Source organism: Macellibacteroides sp. (genome assembly GCF_050251695.1).
In the GTDB taxonomy this organism is placed as follows: Bacteria; Bacteroidota; Bacteroidia; order Bacteroidales; family Tannerellaceae; genus Macellibacteroides; species Macellibacteroides fermentans.
Genome location: NZ_JBFWMI010000053.1, coordinates 1 through 25,168 on the forward strand (window position 1 = coordinate 1; position 25,168 = coordinate 25,168).

A 25,168-nucleotide genomic window follows, 5' to 3' on the forward strand; every position below is an offset into this window, starting at 1 on the left:
CGGCTTTTTTTATTTTAAAATGCCCGTCCTTTCAGCAGCTGTGATCCTGCCGTTACGTGGAATCGTTTACCGTTGGGAAAGCATATCTCCGCCTTTGTTCCCGGGGGAACAACCGCATGGATTGTCAGCGCTTTTCCTTTGCGGGCAATCGTAACCTCGATCAATCCGTAATGAGTGGAAACTTTGGCCGACGCATTTCCTACCGATCCCATCCGGGGAGCAATCTTAAACGTTTTGAATCCGGGAGAAGTCGGTTCGATGCCGCATAAAAGCTGACTTAGAATGGTGAGCGGTCCGCCGCTCCAGGCATGGTTGATCGTACCACCACCAAAACCATCCGCACCGATCCCCCACCCTTCAAATAAGGTGGTATAATCCTTATATCCCATCATTTTACTATAACGATCTTTCATCCGCGAAAGGGCGAAATCGGCTTCCCCCATACGGAACAGCGCCTCCAACACATATTTTTCCATATACGGACTGGCATGATATTCTTTTTTGAACACCTGCAGCAAGGCCGGATACTTGTCGGCCGCAGCCAATCCTGAAACCACAGCCATAGCCTGCGCCCGGTCGTCGGTCTCCCCCTTATAACCGGGCGAACGATAAGCCGACCCGTTCCAGTATTTTGTATTAAAGCAAGATACAAAAGAGTTCATCATCCCTGTAAGCATACGTACATCATCCTCTTTACCCAGCATGGCAGCAAAGTTTAATTCGGCTTTTAGGGCCAGGTAATACCAACAGTTGGTAAGCACTCCCATATCCACATGCTCACCCCAGTCGCCCCAATTCCAATCGCCAGAACGTTCCGTAACCAGACCATTCGCTTCGGGTTGCCAAACCTCGTGCAGGTAGCGGTGCAAACGGTCGTAAATAACAGGCACAAAGGTACTGTCGCCGCTATAAAAATACTGGGTATAAAAGCCATAGTAACCCACCGAAGCCAACATCTGCAACGGCAGTTCCCGTCCCCAGTTGACCGAAGGTACCGGCGAGAAAATCACCCCGTCCTCCCTTTGCCAGTTCATCAGTTCGTATATTCCTTTAAGAGCAAGTTTCTGTCCACGGGGATCCAGTGCGTAAAAGGCCTCGCCCAGTTCGTTCACCTCATCACCCCACCATTGTGCCCGTTCGCGATCCGGACAATCCATATAGGTATCACGCATGGTAACATACAGGGTACGTGCGGAACGCTTCCACAACTCGTTCAGGAAGGGGTCATCCGACGAGAAGGAGCCGGCAAAATCGGCATTATAGCCTGTTTCGCGGTACTTTACATCCTTAACAACCACTCCGTCCGGAATAATGTATATCACTTCGTGACCATTCATCCAGCCCAGACTCTCGTAGGTCTGTTCTCCGGCACGGGTAACATATTCGCCCCGAACGTTTTTCTCGCTTCCCCCTTCATAGTTATCGGTCAGCATTCCTATGGTTTTACCAGCTTCGGCCTCCACATGTAAATAAGGGGTAACGTGGCAATTGTAGGGCAACCGGCAAAACAATGTATCACCGTTGACCGACTTCCGGATTGCTTCGTACCCGCGCAATCCGTAATCTTTCCACAAGGGAATGGGGCGTGCCTCCAATTTACCAAAAGGGTAAGCCTCTGCCCGGGCTAAGACCAGCGCCTGGGGCAGATTTCCTTTAAAAGAAGAAAGGTGCCAGTCCTTTATCTCCTTTTGAGCATCGAAACGGATGTTACTTTCCGGTAGCCGGAAGTTGGGATGCGGAGCCGATGTATTTTCATAGGCGGTGTAAAGTGTACAACGCCAGGAAGCATCGGATACCAACGAGAAGGCAGGCGATTGCGCATCAAACAACAACCCCGCCCTTCCGGTGCTGGCATGACTGAAACCGCTTTTCCCGAAATGCCAGACCAACACAGCCACCGTATTCTGTCCCGGTTTCAGCCAGGGAGCAATCTCCACCTCATCAAAGTAGGTGGCACCGGGAGCCGGTCCGCGTTTTAGTCCGCCTTCAAACACGACAAGGCTGTCGTTAATCCACATCCAATATTTTGAATCCGCAGCAATACGGGCGGTCAGTGCTGCGGGCACATCACTTAAAGTAAAGGTTTTTCGGTAAGCCAGCCATTCGTTAGTCTGACTCTGACTACGTTCTGTGCTTATCCATTGTCCTTTCCAGTCGTAAGCCATAGCAGACAACCCGAAGCACAATAACAAAAGCATTCCAAACAGTTTATTCATACTTATAGAAATTAGATTAACACTTTGTAAGCGCAAAACTAATGAAATAAGTAGAAAAACCAAGTATGAAATCTGACCTACTCCTTTTCCTTTATGATAATTAAAGCGTATTTCTGTTTTGTATCCTCAATAACGATCCACAGGCGTATCCTGCATTTCCACCTCTAGCAATCCGCCCGAAACAATCTTACTGAACGGGATACGAGTCTCTTTACAGGGTTTCCCATTTAACCGGAACTGCTTAACGTACAGATTTTGTTTATTGTTATTGGCAGCCTTTATTACAAATTCATCACCTTTATAATACTTCTTGTTCAGCTTAATAGTAACCTTGTCGAACAACGTACTGCCCAGCGCAAACGAAGGCTCGGTATCAGTCAGCCCCTTTACATCAAACAGTCCCAGCGAAGCAATTACATACCAGGCACCCAGCTGACCCTGATCTTCATCCTGTCCATATCCATATCCGTGAATCCCCTCCACGCCGTAAAACTCATCCAGAATAGCCCTCACCCACTTCTGGGTAAGCGAAGGACGCCCCGCTTCGTTAAACAACCAGGAGATATGCAGACACGGCTGATTTCCATGATTATAAAGCGTTTGTAATCCGGCAAAAGCACCAACTTCTTTACCTCCGCTGAAAATCAACTTCCGCGAAACAGTAAAGATACTGTCCAGACGCTGGTTAAAGACATCCGCACCCACTTTGGATACCAGTCCCTTTACATCGTGAGGCACATAAAAAGTATACTGCCAGGCATTTCCCTCCTGAAAGCCTCTCCACACCTGCATTGGATCAAAGTCATCCACAAAGGCTCCGTTCGCTTTTCTGGGTCTGACAAAGTTGAGTGAGTCGTCGTAAATCCGCTCCCACCCTTTAGAAAGATTCATCAGTTTAGCGTAATCGTCCGTCTTGCCCAACTGTCCGGCCCACTGAGCCACTGTCCACGCACTGTAGGCATATTCCAGCGTATGTGAAGCCGAGAACATAAAAGCCTCATCCGGACCATCACCTTTTTCCTGGTGGGGAACATAGCCATACTTTACAAACAGATCCGTATCCACCTTACCCGCACCAAGTGGGCGGTCAACGCCATCCAGCTCATTCTTCAGCGAAGCCTCGTAGGCCAGGTTCACATCGAAATCGCGGATGCCGCACTGATATGCTCCGGAAAGAATGGCACTCAGCAGATTGGTTCCTACTCCGGAAACAAAACGGCTGCAGGCAATTCCATCGGCCAGCCATCCGGTATCTTTGTAAACCAGCAGGTGACTGCTGATGTAATCCGAATAATACTCCGGATAAGCCAATGCCCACACCTGAGCCAGGTTCCACTGTGCACCCCAAGCTGCATCCGTGTTGTAAAAATTGTGCTTCGGCTTTCCCTTAAGCAATGGAATCTGACCCACCGATCCATCGTTACGGGGATAAGCCCCATTCACGTCGCTTGCCAATCCACGTCCCAGCAACACATGATACAGACCGGTATAAAACTTCACCTTATCCTGGCGGTTGGGGGTTTCCACCCTGATTCTGCCCAGATACTCCTCCCATTGTGCGGCAGCCTCCTGTTTCGCCTTATCGAAGGAAAGCGAAGCCGCTTCCGTCTGCAAATTCAGCCGGGCATTGGCGACCGACGTAAAGGAAAGACCTACCTTAACCGTAACAGCCTCCTGCTCTTTGGTCTGAAACGTAAGATACAGACCGGCACCCACTCCGGCCGACTCCCTGCTGCCGCTACTCACAGCCGCACCTTTAAAGGTGCCGTAACCCGTAGGCTTTGCATCTGTTACAGCAGAGAAATACATAGTGACCGATGCATCCGGCTGGTATTTTTTCACATATTCGGGCAAGGTACGCACCCAGCCCTCAATACGGCCGTCGGCCGTAAGCTTCACTTCCGCATCCTCTACAGCCCCGCTCTCACCCTGACGGTTCCCGATATCAAACAGGATACGGCTCTCCTTTCCGGCAGGAAAGGTATAACGCTGAAATGCAACCCGTGGGGTAGCCGTAAGTTCGGCTTTCACTCCGTGATCCTTCAGCAGCACCGAATAATATCCGGCAGTGGCATACTCATCCTTGCGGTCGAACCGGGAACGATACCCCGGAGCATTCATCTCCAGCGGTCCCGGAACAGTCACCAGCTTTCCAACAGCAGGCATTAAAACAATTCCGCCCACCTGGAATTCATGTAAACAGGGAAAACCTTCGATGGACTGATCCCGGTAATCGTAGCCCGTTGCCTCCCATCCCCATTTATTACCAAGGTGACCATTGGTGGAAGGTGCCGGTTTGGCCATTCCAAACGGTCGGGAACCGGGTGTAAAATGAAACCAGCGGCAATGGGCAGTCCCGATCAGCGGATCAACGTATTGTGCAAGAGAATGTGTATCAACCTTCAAACGTTTAGCAGGACTGCCGGCACCGGCAGTACAAGGTAAAACCCAGCTTGAAGCAGCTGCTAAAAAGGAAACAAGAAAAAGACGATTGTATTTCATAATTAGTTTATTTATCTGATAGTATTACAACTGATCCAGGGCATAGACATAGGCACCCAAGGCAACCGAACGGCTGGTGCCCTGTTTGCTAATCATCACTCCGAACCGTTTAAAGGGATCATAATCAATCTGGCGATCCGTACCGGGAACCCTTATTTTTACCGCCTCCCCTTTGGCAAACACGGCAAACTGATCCTCTTCCTCCAGGTTAAACGCCTTCATCTGCAACCGGTTCACGGTTGTTCCATCCATCATTTGCAAGGAACTGTTAAGCTCAGCTATCAGGGAAGGCAAAATGTATCTGGAAGCACCGGCCAATCCTCCGCCAATCACCACCACCCCGTCAATCAGGGTAATAGCCTGAGCAATGGCATCCCCAGCCATCTCCCCCAGTTGTGCAAAAGAACGGATGGCCGACTCTCTGTTACCCGGACGAACACCCTCTGCAATTTCAAACAGCTCTTTGGGAGTAAGGTGGGTCGATTCCTCATTCCACTCCCCGGCAAGTTCCTGATACACCCTTTTAACGGCACGGATACTTACACTTTCTTCTGCAATGCAATGGGGATACTTTTTATTCCGCAGGCACCACACATCACCCCCGGCGCCGTTGTCGCCCAAAAGCAATCTGCCGTCCAGCACCACACCCGCCCCGAATCCGGTGCCGAGGGTGATACCCAGCAGGTTTCTGTATCTGCGGATGCTCCCCGCCCCGGCCAAACGTTTATTCAATTGCGGCAGAGCTCCGGCAAGTGCCTCACCGTAGGCAAACAGATTTCCGTCGTTGTTGATAAATACCGGAATACCAAACACCTCTTTCAGGTAGGGACCCAGTGCCACACCTCCTCTGAAGGAGGGAAAATTAGGTAAGTCGCCGATGATTCCCGCCTCGTAATCGGCCGGACCCGGAAAAGCAAAACTAATGGCTGCCGGAGGTTCCGGAAGCGCCTTGCGAATCGTTTCGAAACCTTCGGTAATGTTACGGAGACAATCATTCAGGTTATGTGAAGCGGCAGGAAGGGTTACCGGTTCCACCACCTCCACACCTCCCTGCATGGCAGAAAATACCAGGTTGGTACCTCCCGCATCCAGTGTCATTACAATACGTTTATCTGTAGTATACATACTGTCCATTTATAAAGTTATTCGCGAAAACGTACAAAAGCCTTGATCGTACCACAGCGTTTACCCTCTGATAAACCGATGGGGCGGATCGTATAACTCTCTGCCGATGCAGGCACTATAAAGGTCTCGGCATAGTGCACCACAAAAGGTTCGAATGCCTGTTGGGGACTTTCCACCAGAAGCTCGTCACCCTCAATCACATTCAGCACATTCACACCACCACCGGTATGATGCAGCACCTTGCCGGTAAACCAATGGCGGCGGGTTTCTATAAATTCATTCTCATGCAAACCGGTACGCTCTTCGGTCCATTCCTCTCCGCTGGCGATCAGCTCCACCCGGTTTACAAGCTCCCGACGGGCAAAAGCGGTAGTCCGTTCCCACTTTATTACATTCTTTCCATGTTCGATGTTGATCGGACGGGGCAAGCCATCCAGTCCCAATCTTCCCCAATCCCACAATTTAAAAGTAAACAAGCTTGGAGTGGCGCTAATCTCCAGCACCATCGCACCGGCACCCGAACAGTGAACCGTTCCGCCCGGAATCAGAAAATGATCGTGCTTGCGCGCCGGCCATTTATTTACAAAGCGGTCCACATCCAAATCACCTCCTGCCTGTTGAGCCGCCCGCAGCGCCTCAACCACCTCAGCGGGGTCCACTCCCTCTTTCAATCCCAGGTAGACCGAAGCCTCTTCTGTGGCATCCAGCAGATAATAACTCTCGTCCTGAGTATAATACTGACCGAATGTATCCCGTATATACTGAGTGGTAGGATGCACCTGCAGACTCAGATTGCCGCCCCCCATCGTATCCAGAAAATCAAAACGAATGGGGAAATCGGCACCGAAACGCGCTTCCACCGGTCCGCCCAGCAATTCCTGCGTCTTATAGAATACCAGATTATTTGCCGGCATTTCAAAAAGTACGCCGTTTACAAGCAGTGAAAGACTGTTTTCTTCGGGCACACAATCAAAACACCAACCAAAGTTGGCCTGTTCCTTATCAAGATCGCAGACCTCCTTCATCCATTGTCCACCCCAGGGAGCAGGATCAAAGAACGGCACCACCCGGAAAGGCCCCTGCACCGTTTTAGTCAGCCCCTCCCGCCAGGTAGATGCATCCACCATCTTAGGAAGATACGGAATCTGCGTATCCAGCCAATAATCCACCCGCGGAATCAATTGCTTCTTAAAATTATCACAAACAATCCAATCCACAAAATAGCCACGTTTGTAATGAAGCGAAGGCGACTCCTCACTATTGCGTACGCCCAGACCTTCAACCTCGTGCCTGCGCGAACGAAGCTGAATCTCCCATCTCGCCATATCCGCATATACCAACGTATCAGGCTGGTCCGCCACCCAGGCAGCACCGTGTCCATACACAAGCACCACCCCCTGCAGCTGTTTCAGTCGGCGGCGAAAAGCCTCTACCTTGCTGTTATCCAGAAAATCGGCGTACGAAAATGAAGAACGCCTTCCAAACAACCGGTCGTCGGTCAGAAACGGACGCGTCATCTCCTCTATCTCCGCTTCGGAGCGGAAAAGATCGCGCGTATCCACCCGTTCATCCACCGGCAAAAGAGCCAGCTGTTCAAGCAGCTCTTTGTGATGCACCCCCTGATAGCATTCCACCACCAGCACATGCCTTCCGTTTTGAAGGGACAAATCCAACTTTATCTGGTTCAGGATGGCATCCCATCCCTCCCAAAGAGATCCGTTAACCGAAGTGGACGGATATTTATCATAATTACTTTTTCTCATTTTACACGTATATCAATTTTTTTTGCAAAGGTATTTCGTAAATCCAACCCGGGGAAGTACATTTGTTCCGATTTACTTATACAATCTTACGATACTATAATGATAAAGATCAAAGAAGGATTTAAAGGCGAACGTTCCATCTCCCTGCCCGAGGAGCTGCTTACTCAATACAGTAAGGATCCGCTTATAGGCAACCTGTACGTACGAAAGATAGGATTTTTTCCGAAGGTGAAGTACCATTTTGTACAAAAAGACAAAGGATGCAACTATAGTATGCTGATCTACTGTACAGACGGCAAAGGATGGTACAGGATAAAAGGAAAGGAATACCGGATCGAACAAAACCAGTACATCATCATCCCGGCCAACGAACCCTATGCTTTCGGGGCCGACGAGAAAGATCCGTGGACTATCTACTGGCTCCATTTCAGGGGAAAGATGAGTGCCAGCTTCTATCCGCAGCATCCCAATCCGGTATCCATCCTGCCGGGTGAGTACTCGAGGTTGCAGGACCGCACCCAACTATTCGAAGAGATTTACAGCTGTTTCTCCATGGGCTATATCAAAGAATACATGAGCTACTCGTCCATGTGCCTGTATCTTTTCATGGGATCTTTCCTGTGGCTGGAACAATTCCGGCACTACAAGATACCGAGCCACCGTGAATATCCGTTCTCGTCGCGGGTAATCCATTACATGCAGGAGAACATCGACCATAACCTTACCCTCGAGCAACTGGCGGCCTACTTCAAGTATTCGCCGTCTCACTTCTCCATGCTGTTTCAGAAGGAGACCGGCTCGTCGCCCATCAACTACTTTATCCGGCTTAAAATACAGAAGGCCTGCCAATACATCGAGCTTACCAACCTGAAGCTGAATGAGATCGCTTTACGGCTGGGCTTTGAAGAGCCGGCCTACTTCTCGAGGCTTTTCACCAAGGTTATGGGTATCTCTCCCTCGGCATACCGTGCAAAGGAATCGGAACATAGTGCAAGTCAATCGGAATAATAATACAACGATGAAACACATCTTCTTATCCGTTTTGCTGTCGGCCATGCTTCCCTGTACTTTTTGCCAGGCTGCCGATGGCGGTCATATCCTCTGGAGTATTGGGAAAGCCGACCATTCCACGGCCGATCTGGCTTTGGGTCCCGACAAATATAAAAGTTATCTGGAAGCCGACTTCGGGTTCGAAGACCGCTATTTCCTGATCGGAAAAGATACCGCCTCCAGATCCTTTCCCTATGTAATACCGGGACCGGCCGACGAATGGGGTGGCACCTGGAGCACTGCAGGCTGGCGTACACACGAATCCAACATCCTTTTCGGGTTGGACAATATACCGGCACAGGGAGCCTGGAAGCTGATAATCGTTGTGGCCGACAATGCCGTAAAGAAACCGCCCCTGTTGAAGGTAAGCATCAACAACCAGTCACAAAAGTTCCAGCTACCCGCCGGAGCAAGCGACCTATCGATTGCAGGCAAGCTGCAGAATACATCCGGCCGCACACTCGAGATCCCTATCCCGGGCGAAACCCTAAAAAAAGGGGGTAACAGCATCACATTATCTGTACTGGAAGGATCGTGGATTTTGTTTGATCACATCCGTCTGGAGGCTCCTGCCGGAACCAGATTAACCCGTCCCGAACCGGTTTTTATACGTAATACGGAGGTTGCCGACTATGAAATACACCGCGACGGCAAGAACTTTCAACCTTTTCTGGCAGATTTGGAACATCTGGAGGGAACTCCTCGTATTTCGTTCCGGCTGGACGGGAAAGAGATCTACAGTCAGCAGCTGGACACCGCCCGGTATCTGCTCGAAATCCCCATGCCCGCTGTGAAGAAAGCCGTAACAAGCAACTACCAGCTGATGTGCAATGGAAAGGTCTTACAGCAAGGAAAAGTAAACCGCTCACCCCAACCATTGCAAACTCCGGCCGGATATGTAGATACCCGCATCGGTACGGCGCATTCGCGCTGGATGATCGCTCCCGGTCCGTGGATGCCTTTTGGAATGGTAAAGCTCAGTCCGGACAACCAGAATGCCGGTTGGCAGGCAGGCTATCAGCCCACCTTCGAGAGTATCGGCTGTTTTAGTCACATTCACGAATGGACCATGGGGGGACTGGGTATGTTGCCCACCAACGGGAAACTGCAGACGGTTATGGGTGACGAGATGGATCCCGATTCGGGGTATCGCTCGCGCATAGACAAAACAACCGAAGAGGCTCCGTTGGGATACTACAAGGTGAAGCTGACCGATTACGATATCCTGGCAGAGCTTACCGCAACCACCCACTGCGGATTCCAACGATACACCTTTCCGTCCAACCGTGACAGTTCGCGGGTATTGGTGGACCTACATATCCCCACCGAATACGATTATCAGTTGTGCGAGATAGATATACGCAAGGTAAGCGACACCCGCATCGAAGGATACAGCAACCAGCTATCCAAAAATGTATGGAGCCGCGATGCCGATCAGGCCTACATTGTTCATTTTGTAATAGAGTTCGACCAACCCATCCAATCCATGGGAGGCTGGGTAGACGGACAGCACCGGATAACGGATCATCTTTCGGCCAAAGAGATACGTGATGGGGGCGTATGGCTTCAGTTCGACACACGCACCAACCCCGTAGTGCAGGCACGTTCGGGTATATCGCTGGTAAGCATCGCCAATGCCTCACTGAACCTGGAAACGGAAATAAGCAAACCCTTTGGGTGGAACTTCCAGGCAGTACGGAACAACCAGCAACAGGTGTGGAATGATCTGCTGGGGCGCGTCGAGATAAGCACAGACAACCGGTTGGAAAAGGTACGCTTTTACACCAATATGTACCGGGCATTGTGCAGTAGAAATACATGGAGCGACGTTAACGGCGAGTGGGTTTCGGCCGACGAGCAGGTAAGACGTTTCACCAATCCCGACGACCGGGCGCTGGGTTGCGATGCATTCTGGAATACTTTCTGGAACCTCAATCAGTTCTGGAACCTGGTAACACCCGAATGGAGCAACCGGTGGGTGAAATCGCAACTCGCCATGTACGATGCCAACGGATGGCTGGCTAAAGGACCTGCAGGGATGGAGTACATACCTGTAATGGTGGCCGAACACGAGATTCCCCTCATTGTAGGAGCTTACCAAATGGGAATACGGGGCTACGATGCCGATAAAGCCTTCGAAGCAGTTAAGAAGATGCAGACAACCCCCAGTCAGCCTGTATGCGGAGGCTATGCCGGCAACCGCGACCTGCTGCCCTATCTTCAACACCAATATGTGCCGGCCGACAAAGGAAGGTTTTCCAACACCCTCGAGTATGCTTACGACGACTGGACAGTAGCCCAGTTTGCTAAAGCTTTGGGTAAAGAAGACGATTACAAAACATTCTCCCAAAGAGGTTCGTGGTGGCGCAATGCCATCCATCCGGAAACCGGTTATGCCCAATTGCGCAACAGCGACGGGAACTGGGTGCCTGACTTCGATCCGTTCCACTCCGGAGCCAACGAACAATATGTGGAAGGCAATGCCTGGCAGCTAACATACTTTGTACCGCAGGATGTACCCGCTCTGGTAAACGCCGTAGGAAAAGATCGTTTTGTAGAACGACTCGAATGGGGATTCCAGGCCAGCGAACCCTGGCGTTACAATGCCCCCAACGACCAGTACTGGGACTACCCCGTTGTGCAAGGCAACCAGCAATCCATGCACTTTGCCTTTCTTTTCAACTGGGCAGGCAAACCCTGGCTCACGCAGAAGTGGAGTCGTTCCATTATAGAGCGTTACTACGGAGTTGGGCAGGCCAATGCCTATCTGGGCGACGAAGATCAGGGGCAGATGAGTGCCTGGCTTGTAATGGCATCGCTGGGACTTTTCCAGACAGACGGCGGATGTAGTACCAATCCGGTATACGAAATTGCCAGTCCCCTTTACGAAAAGTGTGTGATTCATCTGAGAGAACAATTTGGAAGAGGGAAGCAATTCACCATTCAGGCACGGGGTGTGTCACGCAAAAACATCTACGTACAGCGTGCCTCCTTAAACGGTCAGCCGTTGCAAACGTTCCACTTCCCTGCCGCCGAGCTGCTAAAGGGAGGTTCTTTAATCCTCGAAATGGGACCTCAACCCAATAAAATGTGGGGAATTGAATAAATTTCCGCTAAAATTAACAGCCATCTATGTTGTTTAACATGTTTTATAGATAAAAGACTTGACAAACACCTTGGATGGCTGTATCTTTGCATCGTGGTTTTTTCATAATAGTATTAGATTTAAGGTTAACAAAGTTTGGTTAGGGGATGTCGGGATGACATCCTTTAATTGTTTATAGACGGTTCACTTTGTAAAAAATCAAATCGGTTCTATCCACATTTCCGGACAATCCTCAATTAAAACCGATTTATTGCAAAACAATCTGTCATCCTTCATTTTATGAATTTAAAACACTGAATAACATGAGATTATAAAATGACAGATGCCAAAATTCATCTGTCATTGATCCTTCATCTGTCATCGCCCCCGCATTCACCCCTAACCCCCTGAGCAATACAAAACAGGGGTTTCGGACGACTGTCCCCCACCACCAGACATGATCTCTAACCCCCTTACCGATACTAAATAGGAGTCGGCCCCCCGGGAAACAACTCCAGCATAATCCCCATGCCCCTTCTGCGTATTTCAACAACCGTGAACTAATCCTTTCCCTATTGGGAACTATTCCAATGAATACGACAAACTAATCCCGGCTAAACGAACAATTATTCGTTTGACATATGTTGAATGCAAGTTATCCAATTGTTGACTTTGCATTCAACATATGTCAAACGCAAGATCAACAATTGTCAAACGAATAAATCATAGTTATGAAAAAAATAGATCTTCGTTTAGAAAGCAATAAAAGACTACAGGATAAATACTTAGTCTTCACCGCGCATATCCAATTCGGCTCTCACCCATTCTCTCAATTTTTAGTTCTTAAATTTTCCTCTAAAAAGAATACTGCATTCATCGTTAGCATCGTTTTCTGCGGTAATAGATTTCAGCTTCTGTAATTCTTGTTTTTGTTTTGAAGTGAGGGATTCTTCTTTAATTTTTTGAATATATTCACTTACTTTACTACTAAAATCTATTATACTAAAGTAAGGACCATTCATCGCATATAAAATACTATATTGACCATATATAAGCCCGAATGATGTTTCAAATCCGTCAAAATAACAACCTCTTAATGTTTTCTTATCGACTATTATTTTTTGTGTAAATAGCTCATCATCATCAGCCCCAATTCTCTGACATTTTTGAACAACATATTGATGCGGTAGTTCATGTATAATATTCCAATCAAAATCATCCCCATTTACCATAAACTTCGGCTCTAAACGATTTTTAGGAATATCATAATAATACAAAAACTCGTTTCCATTAGGAATACCCAATCTGAACAATTCGACTGCATCTGTACGAAGACGGGTGATGGTTGATTCACTGAACGAGGTTACATCCTTATAGTAGTCAGACATTTTAGCCCCTTGAATCAAATTTCCTTCAAAATCCTGAATCCATACATAATAATTAGTATCCGGACTAATCGGTTTGGTAACCAACACCTGTTTTTTATCTCCGTAAACCTTTATAGTTGAACCATAAAGCAGACTTTCAGCTAATTTTATGCGGGGATATATATTCCCTTTAAAATCATAAACCAATATGTAATCAGCACTAAAAGGTAATATATAGATCAGGTCGTTTTTTTCATCCATGTCTATAGCATCTATTACGGTATATTCACCCGGACCTTGTCCTATGGCTCCGATATGGCGCAAAAAAGTTCCGTCTTTACGGAATAATTTCATTGGAAAATAGCTATAGGCAGTTACTCCTATATAATTTTCTGTAAAATAGGTATGAACAAACCGCTTGCTAATTAGTGCTTCTTCATTTTTATTACCCATTTTGATAACCTCAATACTATCAACCAATAAATCCAAAGGAATATTCTTTTTTTGCTTGACTAATTTAGAATCACATACAATTACGGTGTCACCATTGATAACTTCTCGTTTTGCGATAACATCACATTGATCCCAGAATGATTTGACTTCTTGTTTCGTCGTTTCTCCGCAAGAAAATAGGGCCGAAATACAGGATAAAAAGAAAAGTAGTTTTTTCATGGCTAAAACAATATTATTCTTTATAATAGATAACTAGTATCGGATTATCATCTTCTTTAATCCCGGGAACCAAATCCGTTTCCGTAAGCGCGTCGGCTTGAATATAAGAAATTATTCTCTTGCCGTCTGCAGAAAACAATTTTGAAGTATTTCGAATGGATTAATGCTATCATTAATAGCAGAAATCGAATTCAGGTTTACAACAGGCAATTCTTTTTTGTCCGGTTGTTTATTACACGACAGAACCGTCGAAAAGATAAACAAAATAACAACTAAACATCTTGATTCCATAATAATCATATTTAAAGCCTATGTATTAGTTTCTTTAATTCAGCAACACTACTCTCCAGAACGTTGTCGTTGCCTTTTAAATATTCATCGTAATCTCTGATTACTTTTATATCGGGCACGATTCCAGTATCATTTGGTTGAGTTCCGTCAGAATTAACGTATTTCTTAACACAAATCATGACCTCGAAGTCGCCTGGCAATGGAACAAACATTGGTTCACCTACACATCCAACACTAGGCTCTCCAATTACTTTAGCCCTTCCCAAACCTTTCATGAGCAATAAGAAATCTTCTGCCGCCGAAGCCACATGCTGTCCTGAAATTATTACCAGTGGTTGATGTAGTTTTAATGTGTCATCAATCGTATTGACGTATAAAGAATGATTTATTTCTTCCATTACAGTTCCCCTGTAATACTCCTTTAGCTGCGGGTTTGTACTATTACTCCCCCAATTCTTATAGCTGGCAATATGCATCCTGGAGAAATATTTAACTGGTAAATCGAATTCTGATTGAGAAATAAGATGATACGCAATGCGCTCCCATGCCTGATCTGAACCTCCTCTATTTCCACGAAGATCAATAATCAAACCTTTACAGCGTCTTAACTTAGGTAAATTAGATTCAAACACGCTGTTTATTGAATCAATATACCCTCCTAGAAATGAAGATAATTGTATGTATCCGATATCTCCATCTATAATTTCAATATTTATAGGAGACAAATTCTTATTAACAACCATAACCTCTTTAGCATTATTGGTATAATAGTTTCGAACCATCGACACTTTTACTAAATGTCCATCAGGTTTTTTTACTGTTAAATTTACCTTTGATTGTGGTTTTCCATAAAATAGTTCAATTACTGACTTATCAAATTTCCAATGTGGAGTAGCAGCTGAAATAAATGGAGATACAGAATCCTTGATGTATGCTAAAACGGGAATATCATCAATTTTCAAAATTTCACTATTTACAGGAATTTGATCAACGATGTTTTGCGATATATCACTTACTATAATCTTTTCACAAAAATTTATGGCTTTTATGGGAGGCATATCATCCGGCCGTTTAGATGTATAAATACGTGTATGTGCTTCATCAAAATTTGCCATAAATGAAGATAATATACGATAGTATTCATAGGTACTTTCAACCTCGGCAACCTTCGGCAGATAAGCAATATATAAACTATCAATATTAACTTCCTGTAATTTATGAGGAAAAGCAAAATTGTAATGTAATTCTTTCCAAATGTCTGAAAGAGAATAAATCCGTTGTTCACGGGATGGCAGCGTATTTTGTGCCAAAACTTCATTTGACAACAAAAGACATACAACAAGCGTATATTTTAAAATGTTACTATTCATTTTCGACTTAATTATTGGTTTTTTATTTGTCAAAATCCAGATGAAGAGATCCTGTATGGTATTCCTTGTTTCATTTCAATGTGGCAATCATTAGTACAGGATTATCATCTTCTTTCAGGTTTTCAATAATCTTTACAAGCTTATCTCGTTTTGAAGGAAGAAGATAGTCGCTGTTTTTTAGTTCGTTTAGATCCACTTTCTCGAGCAAATCAGCTGCATCAAATTGGGCAATCCATCGTTTTTCAGTCTGAAATGAGGGGTAAAACGGCAAGCCACCGCACAAATCATTTGTAAATCCAGGAGGATCCGTTTTACGATACCTGATCTGCATGATTCTTGATTCCGCAATCTCACCCTCCGTATGTATCGTTTGTATGCTTCCGGTCTGTTTGTCAAAGCGAAGTAAGTAGCTCAAATTGTCCTTCTCTGCAATTAAAAACATCCAGTCTTTGGTTTCCAAAACATCGGTTACAACCACATATTTAAAGTATTCCGGACTTTTATCTAATTTGCGGATTTCACTTATAGACGGTCGGCTGCCACAATGTAGTATAAACCGTGGTTTTAAAGTAGCCTTTACATCGTTATATTGATAAATCGTATCATTCGTATCAAACAAGAAATTTATTTTATCATTATACCGATTAAATACACAACTAAACTCGTTCCAATAATGCGGTATAATATTCTTTCCATCCGCACTGTGCTTATGAATCTGACCCTCACTCCCATAATTGGCAGGATCGTAAAACCTTGCTTTAACATTTCCCGCTGTATCCTGAATCTGAATAAGCCAGATATCTTTCGAACCATCCCAAACCGGTAACATTCTTCTGAACAGATGCTGATTGTTAAAGAAAGCATAGGACCGACCTTCGCTATGATTACTTCCGCTCATATAGGCTCCATCTTCGGCTACACGTGTAGATTTTACAAACTTTCCATCGTAGGTAAATGTCCGGATTTGATTTGTAAAGCTTAATGCTGCTGCAATATGAATCAAACGGGCCTGATCGTCCATTCCAATCCCACTACATGTTATAAAATCTTGCGGTCCCTCTCCTTTTGAACCTATTTTATGAAGAAATTTTCCATTTATATCAAACCTCAATACAGCGATTCTAGAATTAATAAATATATCGTTTGCTCCAACCTGCAGATTTGTTAGAAACTTAAATGCACTTTTTTCGGTTGTCTCCAAAGGAATGATTTCGATGTCGCTTACAACATCACTTAACAAGAATTCGGTTGTCTCGTTTTGCAAACTGTCCACCACAAAAATCTCGTTGAGTATTTTCGGCGGCGACTCAATCCCTTGCTTACGTTTATTACACGAAATAAACGCAAGCATTAATACGACTAAATAAATGTACTTTTTCATAGGAATACTTCTGGGTTTTACATATCTAATTACAAATTAAATTTCTATCTACTAAGCCTTTATCACTTCCGAAGGGTTGCTATCGGCAGCTTTTAGTACTTGCATAAACACGGTAAGCAAAATCAGGATGATAACACCAACAATCACTCCACCCAACAACCACCATGGGATGTTCATGCGGTAGGCGTATCCTTGCAGCCAACCACTCATAACAAGATAAGCCAGCGGAAGCGCCACAACTCCGGCTGCGATTACCTGTAAGGTATATTCTCGGAGGAACATGCGGATAATGTTACCGGCTTCTGCACCTACAACTTTGCGAATGGCTATTTCTTTACGTCGCCTACTGGTTGCTGCTGCAGCCACGGCATAAATACCGAAGAGTGAAATTAACATACAAACTGTTGCCAATACGGAGAACATTTTTAATCCAACCTGTTCCGACCAATTAAGATGATTATACAACTCGTCTACCGGAGTCAGGCGAGCATCTGCCAAAGTTGCATCTATGCCTGGAAGAATAGCCGCGATTTTCTGCATCACTTCCTGATCCTGACCAGGAACGACACGGATGTACAAAATGTTGGATGCCTGAGATGACGGGAGGAAAATGACAGGCTGGATACGGTTGCGAAGAGACAGGGTATGAAAATCATTTACGACTCCCACAACTTTGTATTCCACCATAACAGAAGCATCATCAATGGACGGAATACGGATTATCGAGCCTTCGGGTTCACTAAGCCCCATCTCCCGGACAGCTTCTTCATTAAGAACGATTTCTTGAGTTTCACCCTGATGCCACCACTCTCCCGTAACCATTTTTAATTTGAATGTTTCGACAAACCGGCTGTCGGTATAGATAACATTGAATGCCGGCGTTTCGAAAGACGATTTTCCCGGCCATTCCACGTCGGTGATCATAGTATAAATATCAGATTTGTGCCGAGGCTCGAAATCAGCTTGAGTGATACTCTCGATTTGAGGAATAGTTGCAAGTTCACGCTCCAGTGCTCCCTGAATCTTCCCTGAATAGTCTAAAAATCCTGATAATTGAATAACTCCACGGCTGTCGAATCCCAAATCTTTTTGATTTACAAAATGCATTTGCATCATCACCACCAATGCAGCAACAATAAATACCATACTGACAGATAGCTGCATGGTAACAGCCATGCGACGCAATACCGGTTTCCCGGTTATTCTTATTTCCAGCTGAGGGGATGTGGACAAACGGCTCAATTTCCAAAAAAGAATAAAACCGATAAATAGTATCAACGCCATCAACCCTATTCCGCAAACAACGAATATTTGAATCAGTTGCGACAGTTCCATCGTAATATTTAGCAGTCCGGCAAATGCCGGACGGATGATTTCGACAAAAGAACACGCCAGAAACAACGCCAAAAGAATTGAACAAAGCAATTCAAACATCATTTGTCTTACTATTTGACCTTCTGAAGCTCCATGTACGGAACGAAGACGCAATTCGCGGATGCGCTGACGGAAAAGGTCGAGGTGCAGGTTCAGAAAGTTAAACAGCGCACTGAACAATAATAATATCCCTGATGCAACAAATAAACCTATGAAGTTCAAGGTAAATGGAACATCCGTGTTTAGCTGGTGACGAACATCGCTTATCGGCAACATGCGTAGCTCAATATTGGTATTTACACCCAACCGTGAAGTAAAATCATGCATTTGTTCAGCAAGTTTATCAACATCTGTTTCGGGATGCAATTTCACATATAGATTCATGAAAAACATTGTCCACTGAGCTTCTTCGGGCAACTCGGAGAAATATTTTATCATATCGTGATAAATAATAACGTCAAACTGCATGTTTGTGTTAGCAGGTGGATCCTTAACCACAGCTGTTACAGTATAAGGAGGTAGAGAAGATTTCATTTTCGTTTGCACCTGTTGTCCGATAGCTTTTTCCGCATTACCGAACAAACGCACAGCTACCGTTTCCGTAAGGATAATATTGTTCAAAACCTGCAACGGCTGTCTGGAGTCTCCGCTGACAAACTCCTGCGGGAAAATACCAAAGAATGTGCTATCGGTATAAAGCGTACGGAGTTGGACATGTGGTATTCCCTCAACACTACAATTTTCCTGTTCTATTAAATAAACCGTTGAAGCTTCTACTGCCGGAAACTTCTCTTGCAACTTCTTCTCAAAAATTCTCGAAACACCTTCATTAACCTTGCCCGATTGTTTCTCCACAGCATAAACACGGTAAATATGCTCCGCATCGGGATAGAAGCTGTCGTAAGACGTTTCATAGCGCATCCAGTAAACTGCGGGAACAAAACAGGCAAGTCCGAATGCCAATCCGAAAATTCCGGAAAGCGACTGCATTTTATATTTCCACATATTGCGGAAAGCAATTTTGAAATAATGAATTATCATACTAATATTATATTATATTTTTCAACCTCCATGTTCTGTTCTATAAAATATTTGACTGTATTGCAACATCACCATCCACATCATTTGTCTATTGTTGCAATTACTACTACAGGATTCGATTCATCGGACATTGAAGAAGCAATCTCTTTTAAATTATCATCCGTAATTTTATCTCTTTTTGAAAGGATTTCTGATGCCGAGAAATAATTTACCAACCTCTCATTGTTATACCATTTAGGCCAAAAATAAAGGTCCGCCGTTTTTATCAAAACACCAGTATCCTTTTCAACCTTATAAAAGCTTCCATCCGATCCTTTTCTTAGAATATATTTCTCACTTTTACCTTTGTAAGTTATATGTAGAAAAACATAATCATCTGTTTCAGTAATATCCTCCACAAAGCCATAATTTACAGATTGAGTTCTAAAATTTTCAGAACTTTCTAAAAGTTCGAAAGGAAAATGGGCATCCCCAAAATCAAAATAATAGCGTATCACCAAATCCTTTGTATGAGGAATGAATGTATAAATAGAATCGTTAAACTGTTGTCGGAAAACAATCTCATCATGATAGCGCTGGAAACATTTTACAGTTGGATATAATAAATTGTCCTGTGATTTATAAAGAATATCATTCTTGAAATAAGCAATTGAATCACCGGTATATGTAGTTAATTTAATTTTATATGCTTCATTTCCAAACAGATTCATCGGATTTATTAAGAATGAACCATCTATAGCTTCAAAAGTCCACCAAAATGGATTATAACTATAGTCACTAAGAAATCGACCTTTCAAATCATATTCCAACACTTTACTGATTGAGTAATCGACCAAAAATAATCGCTGTTCTGATTCATCGACTGATACGTCCCAAATACTTTTATATTGACCGGGACCATCCCCTTGAGTTCCGATTCTTCGGATAAACTTACCCGTATAGTCAAACAGAAAAATCAGTTCATTACTTCGAACAATAATATAGTCTTTTGTCAAGAGGATTTTTTCAATATCACCTACAAGCGAACTATCCGACATCTCCAGAGGAATGTAACTGAACTTTAAACCAGAATCTTCAACATTAAAAACCTTATTGCTGTTCCTTATTGCATCAACATCATAAGAATCAACACCACTATTCATCTCTTTTTGGCACGCCATCATGAGTAAAATAAAAAACAGACAACTTATTAATCTTTTCATCTGGTAGTATTTTTAAAGATTACACTTATTTTTCTATTGAATTTAATAGACTCTCTTTAAGCTTTCCAATCAAAATAATATTGTTATCATCTTCCGTTATGATTTTATTCAGATTTGATATTTTCTGTTTTATAGCAGGAGATAATAAAGCAGGGCTTAATAGCGATCTTTTGATTTGTGCTTTTAATTCTTCCGGATAAATATTAGCGATGAAATAACCTCTATTATAGGTTGTCCAGGCAGGGCCATCAATATTACCGAGTAAATCTATTTTCAAATTACAGTAACAACCTTTCAAACTACTCTTATCAATAATAATCTGAGGGGAACGAGGTGTAATGAATTGACCTGACTCGTCAGGAAATTGCGGATTAACAAGCTTAATTAGATAATGATTTGGCAAATCCACATAGAAATGTCTAACAATTTCTTTGCTTCCAAATTTTATTGTCAATTTTGGTTGTAAAACATTGGATACAATTTTATATTGATAAAGAGTATCCTCCTTTGGTTCCCAATGAGATAAAGAAAAATCTATATTTTCAGTATTTTGCCATGAATAAACCTCATTGCTATAATCTCCCGGATCAATAACAAATGATAATGATTTTACTTCCTGGATTAAATTACCATTAAAATCTTGCCTCCAGACAACCGACTTGGTATCGCTGAATGGAAGAACCAAAATAGTAATTTCTTTCTTATCCACATCGATTTGAAATTTCCCTTTGTGAACCAAATAAGGAAGAGGTATGGTAGGAAGAGGATTTCCTTTCAGATCAAAAACCAGTATCTTTTTGTCCATCCAGGGAAATAGAAAAATCCGATTGTTCTTTTCATCGATATAACTGTCATAAACTGCATAATATTCATTAGGGCCCTGACCCTTTGTGCCAATATTATTCAAAAACTTTCCATCTCTTCCAAACAACTTATACTGTGATGTCATAACAGAATAAATCCCAATATAATTATCGCTAACCAAGGTATGACCTTCGGTGTCAACAAACGCCTCTTCTGAGTTCTCTAATCGAACTACCTCAAGACTAGAGACTAATGAACTCAAAGAAATATTAAATGTATCTTTTACTTCCGAAAGATTACAAGTCAGAAAATCTTCCCCATCAATATAATCCCGTGAAGCGATTACATTACATGAATCCAATGTTTGACGTTTGCTCTTTTTCTTCCCTTCTTCACAAGACCCCAGAAGACAGACGAAACTCAACAATCCTATAACCAACATACTTTCAACACTCATCCTCATAAAATAGACTTTATAATATTTTTCAACACATATATCATCATTGATTAGTAATACATATAATAAGTAGCTGTTACATCAACCGTAATAAATCCTTCACTTTTGGCCTTGGATTGATTATATCCGATAATTCCTGATATCATAAACAGGATAGCTGCTGAAATTGTAGTAGATTTTTTCATACGTTATTATATTACTAATAAATTGTATTTGTCAAAACTAACTAATATACTCCAATCTATAACGAAATAGTTGTTCACTTTTTGTTCACAAATCTCGGTTTATGCCAAACAACTCCTTTATAGGATATTTATTTCTTATGTTTTATCAACATAATCACCGGATTGTCTTCTGGATCCAGTTTAGAAGCAATTTCTTTCAATTTACCTTTCAGCTCTCCTTTCTTATACGAATCAACTAATCCGTATGGCTCAATTTTATGGTAGAATGCAACTTCACTACTCTCAGGGCTTAACACCATATTTACTATATTTTTATAGGAATAATCAGCATTGTTCACAGTATATCTGAATATTGATTTTTCCTGCCTGTCATACATCAGAAAAGTACTTGGAAATCCTTTGCCTGTGCTAAAAGAATATTCTTTTTTTACGATTTCCATGAAGCAATAACGGTCAGTTACAACACTAGGTAAAAGAAATACTTCCGGGTTCATGGATTGTATTGATGGGACTCTTGTCAAAAATGGCTTCATTTCGTATTCAGATGAATAGCTATAAATAGTATCAGACGAAGGTTCTACCAATATCCAATTATTATTGGGGACTGGTATTATGGGATATATATAGGGGGCTGCACCATAGGTCATATCATTTGCCTCATCCCTCAAAAAAATATAAATTGATTTTATCTCTTCAAATGGAATTTGAATCTCTTGGGTAATGCTTCCATCCTGTTTGGATATAATAGCAAAAGATTGCCCATCATTACTCGAATTAAAATTATAACATATCAGATTTTGCTTGTCAAAATTGTAAATCTTTTTATACATTGCATTTTTTTGGAATTTAAAACTTCTCAGGTATTTTCCATCTAAATTGTACACCAACATTCTCCTTGTAACGTTGTCAGTAACAAACATTTCATACTTATCTTCATCCAGAACTATTCCAGAAATAGCTACATACTCTTCAGCTCCTTGTCCCTTATGATTAAACTTCCGGATCGCTTCTCCTGTTTTTCGCTTGTAAATAAAAATATCCCCATCATTAATTCCGTTTTTTACTACTATGATTTTCTGACCTATAGACTGAACAAATCCTTGATTAATAAAATCGTCATTCGTTTCCAGTGCAATATACTCCACATCCATAAAATCCTGAAGTATCAGCTCTTTTATAGGATAATCTGTATTCGTGACATCCACTATAATAAGGCCCTCACTTTGGCGTCTGGATTCATTGCATCCGATAAATCCGAACATCACAAACAGGATAGCTGCTGAAATTGTAGTAGATCTTTTCATATAAAAATGGATGAATATTAATATTTTGATAGACCATTTAATTTATACACCAGTAAATTATCTTCGGGTTCTCCATCGTCTCTCATTCCGTAAAGAATAAAGGTATCTTCGTCTACAGCAAAAGAAATTGGAGGTATCCCTCCCAAATGGTATCTGGCGATAGGATTACCATCTAAATCAAATACCTCCAGAAATGTTCCTCGAAAAGACAATTTTCTATACTCTGGCCAAGACGTTCCTATGAATAAAACGTAGAAATACCGATTACCTAAATACCCCGTTCCATAGCTCGCCACATCATCATTACTACTTGGGTTAATTGTACGGTTTGCAAAATCAAAACTAACCCTTTTTATTAGGTTGAAATCGGTATCCATAAAATCAATTTGCTTCTTGTAGCCATAACTGAAAACGATACGATTTTCATTTGCATAGACATATCCCATATCGGGATCTATGTAGTAATCCAGTATATCCGGATTTCGATAGGTCCATGATTTTAATGGCAATTCATCCCGAAAGGTAAGCTTATGTATACAGGGAGCTCTATACATGGCATCTAATACATATAAAGAATCATTAATAAAAGCTGCATTGGGAGCACCATCAACATAATTCGCTTTATTAGAACTCTTTAACTCCAACTTCCCGTATTTGTTGAGCTCATACTGATAAACCATCTTTTTGTCAATATCACTTATAAGAATATCTGGGAAAGGAGTATTAAACAGGCTCGGTTGTATAAAATCATCCGGGCCTTCTCCAATTTTCCCAAAAACACTTTTCAATTCCAAATTGGTAAGATCATAAATATGAAAAAGGCTATCGATTCTCTTCATATTTTCAAGAATTAGAAAAGGATGTTTCACTTCTAATTTTATAGGATAGGTTATTCCTTGTAAAGGCATTAACTCTTGCTCTAAAGATTCTTCGTGAGGAAAATCAGTATCAGAAGAACTGCATGAAGCAGCTAAACTGCTTAGCAATATAAAGATCAAATGAGAGATTCTCATAATGGTACAAATTGATTATTTCAAAACTAGTCACTTTATTTCAATCTATAACGAAATAGTTGTTCACTTTTTGTTCACAAATTTCATTTCATATAAAATCTTGTGAGCTTCCCTTTATTCTAAGGCATATTTCCTTCTATAAAATGATTGGTAAAAGGTAATTACATAGCTGTCAATCCAATCAATCAACAATCATAAATTGAAACGAAAGTCATGAAAAACCTCATTACCTTGAATTAAATGCTTTTCAAATTGTTTTGTCGCATACTTAAAAGACAAAGAAAGTATTTTTGTGAACAAGAAGTGAACAACTTTTTAATTATTAATGGAATATTGTATTTACTTTTGACGTAACCAATTTATCTCATTATAAAATTAAAAGTCTTTCTATGTGTAAATATTTAAATATTATATTTCTACTTTGCCTGGTAAGTAATCCAATACAAAGTCAAACTTTAACGAAGAAGCAAATGCAGGATGATTTGCTATTTCTGCAAGGTCATATTCATCAGTATTTTTCGCCTTTACCTTTATTAGAGGAGCGAACAGGTATAAATGTAGATAAAGAATTTAAAAAATTATACGGAGAAATAACGGCTACAACCTCCATTGAAGAATTTACACAAATTATTCGTCAAGGGCTTAATATGTTGTACGACGGACATTCACAAATCATTCCCGGATATTCATTAAAAAATTATGCTTCCTCTGAATATTTTTTATCAACAATAGGCAACGTTACTCTAGCAGATACAACAAATGCAGACCATTTTTATCGGCTAACAACTGAATATGTAAATTCAAGAGTAAAAATTAATTTATTAACAAAATATATGAAAGGAGATTATTATAATATTCTTCCTTTTACATATAATGAAATTCATATTGATACCGGAGAAAAGATAGGTTCTATTAATGGCATACCAATGAATCAATTTGTTAAAGACAATTATTCTAAAATGTACT

General features: G+C 42.4%; 16 protein-coding genes. 3 read left to right on the top strand and 13 right to left on the bottom strand.

Annotation, left to right across the window (positions count from 1 at the left end; genetic code table 11):
* Nucleotides 1–14: 14 nt before the first annotated feature.
* The 4 genes from AB7E53_RS09265 to AB7E53_RS09280 form a co-directional block, all read right to left on the bottom strand.
* On the bottom strand, nt 15–2,216 hold the full coding sequence (locus AB7E53_RS09265) for an alpha-L-rhamnosidase-related protein (RefSeq protein WP_446775300.1): 2,202 nt from the start codon (nt 2,214–2,216) through the stop codon (nt 15–17).
* A 126-nt stretch (nt 2,217–2,342) separates the two neighbouring features.
* On the bottom strand, nt 2,343–4,718 hold the full coding sequence (locus tag AB7E53_RS09270) for a GH92 family glycosyl hydrolase (protein WP_446775302.1): 2,376 nt from the start codon (nt 4,716–4,718) through the stop codon (nt 2,343–2,345).
* A gap of 24 nt (nt 4,719–4,742) precedes the next feature.
* Nucleotides 4,743–5,843, bottom strand: a complete 1,101-nt coding sequence (locus AB7E53_RS09275; protein WP_446775304.1) for an ROK family protein — start codon at nt 5,841–5,843, stop codon at nt 4,743–4,745.
* A gap of 17 nt (nt 5,844–5,860) precedes the next feature.
* Nucleotides 5,861–7,606: a class I mannose-6-phosphate isomerase gene (locus tag AB7E53_RS09280; protein ID WP_446775306.1), complete on the bottom strand. Its 1,746-nt coding sequence runs from the start codon at nt 7,604–7,606 to the stop codon at nt 5,861–5,863.
* Between the two features lie 99 nt (nt 7,607–7,705).
* Between AB7E53_RS09280 and AB7E53_RS09285 the strand changes: the two genes are divergently transcribed.
* Complete coding sequence (locus tag AB7E53_RS09285) at nt 7,706–8,614, top strand: AraC family transcriptional regulator (RefSeq protein WP_350456173.1); 909 nt, start codon at nt 7,706–7,708, stop codon at nt 8,612–8,614.
* A 10-nt stretch (nt 8,615–8,624) separates the two neighbouring features.
* Entirely contained in the window at nt 8,625–11,762 is a 3,138-nt protein-coding gene (locus tag AB7E53_RS09290) for a GH92 family glycosyl hydrolase (RefSeq protein ID WP_446775308.1), read from the top strand.
* A gap of 815 nt (nt 11,763–12,577) precedes the next feature.
* Here AB7E53_RS09290 and AB7E53_RS09295 read toward each other — a convergent pair.
* The 9 genes from AB7E53_RS09295 to AB7E53_RS09335 all read right to left on the bottom strand — a co-directional run bounded on the left by AB7E53_RS09295 (nt 12,578) and on the right by AB7E53_RS09335 (nt 24,202).
* Nucleotides 12,578–13,780 carry a 6-bladed beta-propeller gene (locus AB7E53_RS09295; protein WP_446774523.1) on the bottom strand — a complete coding sequence of 401 codons (1,203 nt, stop codon included), beginning with the start codon at nt 13,778–13,780 and terminating at the stop codon, nt 12,578–12,580.
* A 302-nt stretch (nt 13,781–14,082) separates the two neighbouring features.
* The gene (locus tag AB7E53_RS09300) at nt 14,083–15,441 is read right to left on the bottom strand and encodes a S41 family peptidase (protein WP_446775311.1); all 1,359 of its coding nucleotides are present in this window, start codon (nt 15,439–15,441) and stop codon (nt 14,083–14,085) included.
* Nucleotides 15,442–15,511: 70 nt separating this feature from the next.
* Entirely contained in the window at nt 15,512–16,822 is a 1,311-nt protein-coding gene (locus AB7E53_RS09305) for a 6-bladed beta-propeller (RefSeq protein ID WP_446775312.1), read from the bottom strand.
* Nucleotides 16,823–16,873: 51 nt separating this feature from the next.
* Nucleotides 16,874–19,201: an ABC transporter permease gene (locus AB7E53_RS09310; protein ID WP_446775314.1), complete on the bottom strand. Its 2,328-nt coding sequence runs from the start codon at nt 19,199–19,201 to the stop codon at nt 16,874–16,876.
* A 116-nt stretch (nt 19,202–19,317) separates the two neighbouring features.
* Entirely contained in the window at nt 19,318–20,439 is a 1,122-nt protein-coding gene (locus tag AB7E53_RS09315; protein ID WP_446775316.1) for a 6-bladed beta-propeller, read from the bottom strand.
* Between the two features lie 25 nt (nt 20,440–20,464).
* Nucleotides 20,465–21,706 carry a 6-bladed beta-propeller gene (locus AB7E53_RS09320; RefSeq protein WP_446775318.1) on the bottom strand — a complete coding sequence of 414 codons (1,242 nt, stop codon included), beginning with the start codon at nt 21,704–21,706 and terminating at the stop codon, nt 20,465–20,467.
* 44 nt (nt 21,707–21,750) lie between these two features.
* Entirely contained in the window at nt 21,751–21,885 is a 135-nt protein-coding gene (locus AB7E53_RS09325) for a hypothetical protein (protein WP_446775320.1), read from the bottom strand.
* Nucleotides 21,886–22,013: 128 nt separating this feature from the next.
* The gene (locus AB7E53_RS09330; protein ID WP_446775321.1) at nt 22,014–23,189 is read right to left on the bottom strand and encodes a 6-bladed beta-propeller; all 1,176 of its coding nucleotides are present in this window, start codon (nt 23,187–23,189) and stop codon (nt 22,014–22,016) included.
* A gap of 17 nt (nt 23,190–23,206) precedes the next feature.
* A complete protein-coding gene (locus tag AB7E53_RS09335; RefSeq protein ID WP_446775323.1) occupies nt 23,207–24,202 on the bottom strand; it encodes a hypothetical protein in 996 nt (331 codons plus the stop codon).
* A 389-nt stretch (nt 24,203–24,591) separates the two neighbouring features.
* Here AB7E53_RS09335 and AB7E53_RS09340 point away from each other — a divergent pair.
* The coding region (locus tag AB7E53_RS09340) for a hypothetical protein (RefSeq protein WP_446775325.1) at nt 24,592–25,168 on the top strand (577 nt) is incomplete at its 3' end.

Excerpts from the sequence above, each read along its gene's own strand:
- AB7E53_RS09265 (WP_446775300.1), bottom strand. The coding sequence starts at position 2,216 with ATGAATAAACTGTTTGGAATGCTTTTGTTATTGTGCTTCGGGTTGTCT.
- AB7E53_RS09270 (WP_446775302.1), bottom strand. The coding sequence starts at position 4,718 with ATGAAATACAATCGTCTTTTTCTTGTTTCCTTTTTAGCAGCTGCTTCA.
- AB7E53_RS09275 (WP_446775304.1), bottom strand. The coding sequence starts at position 5,843 with ATGTATACTACAGATAAACGTATTGTAATGACACTGGATGCGGGAGGT.
- AB7E53_RS09280 (WP_446775306.1), bottom strand. The coding sequence starts at position 7,606 with ATGAGAAAAAGTAATTATGATAAATATCCGTCCACTTCGGTTAACGGA.
- AB7E53_RS09285 (WP_350456173.1), top strand. The coding sequence starts at position 7,706 with ATGATAAAGATCAAAGAAGGATTTAAAGGCGAACGTTCCATCTCCCTG.
- AB7E53_RS09290 (WP_446775308.1), top strand. The coding sequence starts at position 8,625 with ATGAAACACATCTTCTTATCCGTTTTGCTGTCGGCCATGCTTCCCTGT.
- AB7E53_RS09295 (WP_446774523.1), bottom strand. The coding sequence starts at position 13,780 with ATGAAAAAACTACTTTTCTTTTTATCCTGTATTTCGGCCCTATTTTCT.
- AB7E53_RS09300 (WP_446775311.1), bottom strand. The coding sequence starts at position 15,441 with ATGAATAGTAACATTTTAAAATATACGCTTGTTGTATGTCTTTTGTTG.
- AB7E53_RS09305 (WP_446775312.1), bottom strand. The coding sequence starts at position 16,822 with ATGAAAAAGTACATTTATTTAGTCGTATTAATGCTTGCGTTTATTTCG.
- AB7E53_RS09310 (WP_446775314.1), bottom strand. The coding sequence starts at position 19,201 with ATGTGGAAATATAAAATGCAGTCGCTTTCCGGAATTTTCGGATTGGCA.
- AB7E53_RS09315 (WP_446775316.1), bottom strand. The coding sequence starts at position 20,439 with ATGAAAAGATTAATAAGTTGTCTGTTTTTTATTTTACTCATGATGGCG.
- AB7E53_RS09320 (WP_446775318.1), bottom strand. The coding sequence starts at position 21,706 with ATGAGGATGAGTGTTGAAAGTATGTTGGTTATAGGATTGTTGAGTTTC.
- AB7E53_RS09325 (WP_446775320.1), bottom strand. The coding sequence starts at position 21,885 with ATGAAAAAATCTACTACAATTTCAGCAGCTATCCTGTTTATGATATCA.
- AB7E53_RS09330 (WP_446775321.1), bottom strand. The coding sequence starts at position 23,189 with ATGAAAAGATCTACTACAATTTCAGCAGCTATCCTGTTTGTGATGTTC.
- AB7E53_RS09335 (WP_446775323.1), bottom strand. The coding sequence starts at position 24,202 with ATGAGAATCTCTCATTTGATCTTTATATTGCTAAGCAGTTTAGCTGCT.